General features: G+C 34.3%; 2 protein-coding genes. Both read left to right on the top strand.

The window, feature by feature from the left end; translation table 11 throughout:
• The first annotated feature begins 190 nt into the window (after window positions 1-190).
• Window positions 191-580 carry a hypothetical protein gene (locus ACOVO2_RS07835; RefSeq protein WP_421769426.1) on the top strand — a complete coding sequence of 130 codons (390 nt, stop codon included), beginning with the start codon at window positions 191-193 and terminating at the stop codon, window positions 578-580.
• The gene (locus tag ACOVO2_RS07830; protein WP_421769425.1) at window positions 577-1,005 is read left to right on the top strand and encodes a hypothetical protein; all 429 of its coding nucleotides are present in this window, start codon (window positions 577-579) and stop codon (window positions 1,003-1,005) included. Before ACOVO2_RS07835 ends, ACOVO2_RS07830 begins: the two co-directional genes overlap by 4 nt.
• The last annotated feature ends 31 nt before the right edge of the window (window positions 1,006-1,036 follow it).

Here is a 1,036-nt window from a genome sequence, read left to right as displayed (position 1 = left end):
AACGTGGTACTCAAAACAAAACTCACGAAAATATAAGTGGAGTTTGGATTGTGAAGGGCCCCGAAAAAAACCACGAAAAGGCCATCAAGAATCTGATGAATGACCCAGAAATTATAGAATTTGATTTCTGATTCCAACCATTCGAATACTTTTAGAATCATTGTAGTATAAACAGAAAATTTTTAATTTTATGAAAATGCTATCAATTATCATGTTATCAATCTTGGTAAATACTTGCACTAAAGAAACCGAAGATAGTGCAGCCCCACTCATTGAAGCTAGTGCTATTGTCTTTAATAATAATTTACCCGTTGATGGATGTGCCGAGCATATCGCATTTGTGGATGCAAAAGGTGACTTAATAAAAGCGGTATTACCAACTGCAGCCAGCAGTAGCATGTTTAAAAATTTGATAAATGCAGAAGTTGCGAAACTCCCCGCAAATACCTATTCAGGAAACCTCGAAATTCCGGTAGTACTAACTTACAGAAATACCCAAGAAAAAGGTGAATTGGAGTGTGGTTGGGGAAAAAAAACGACAGTCGAACTCATTGAAATTGTAAAAATCACGAAAAAATGAAAGCTTATTTTTTAATAATTACTATGCTATCTCTGATGGCTTGCCAAATTGAAAATACTATTGAGCCAACATCGAATAAACTGGATGGTCAATGGCAGCTTATGAAAACTACAGTTGGGTACCCAGCACCGAATAGTCCTACTGAAATAAAAGTTACTAATACTGAAATTATTGAGTTTAATACTTCTAGTAAAACATTTACTCGTTCACTCAATGGGAAAGTTGTAGAGAAAACCGACTTTGAAATTCAAGCATTAGCATACAATGGTTCGGAGCCCCGCGAAGCTATTGTTTTTCCTAAAAATAAAAACTATGCTTTTATAACCTATGATGACAATAATTCGACCATTATTCTCTACGAAAAAACACCAATTGGGGTAGTTTTAGCCGATGGCAATAGTTATCATTATCAGAAAGTGAAGTAATATTTTATATTTTGCAGCTTATTTAATAAAT

The sequence above is a fragment of the Emticicia sp. genome (assembly GCF_049241225.1).
In the GTDB taxonomy this organism is placed as follows: domain Bacteria; phylum Bacteroidota; class Bacteroidia; order Cytophagales; family Spirosomataceae; genus Emticicia.
This window is presented reverse-complemented; position numbering and strand designations above follow the sequence as displayed.

What these genes read in the sequence shown, in the direction of transcription:
- ACOVO2_RS07835 (WP_421769426.1), top strand. Translation starts at nt 191, where the DNA reads ATGAAAATGCTATCAATTATCATGTTATCAATCTTGGTAAATACTTGC.
- ACOVO2_RS07830 (WP_421769425.1), top strand. Translation starts at nt 577, where the DNA reads ATGAAAGCTTATTTTTTAATAATTACTATGCTATCTCTGATGGCTTGC.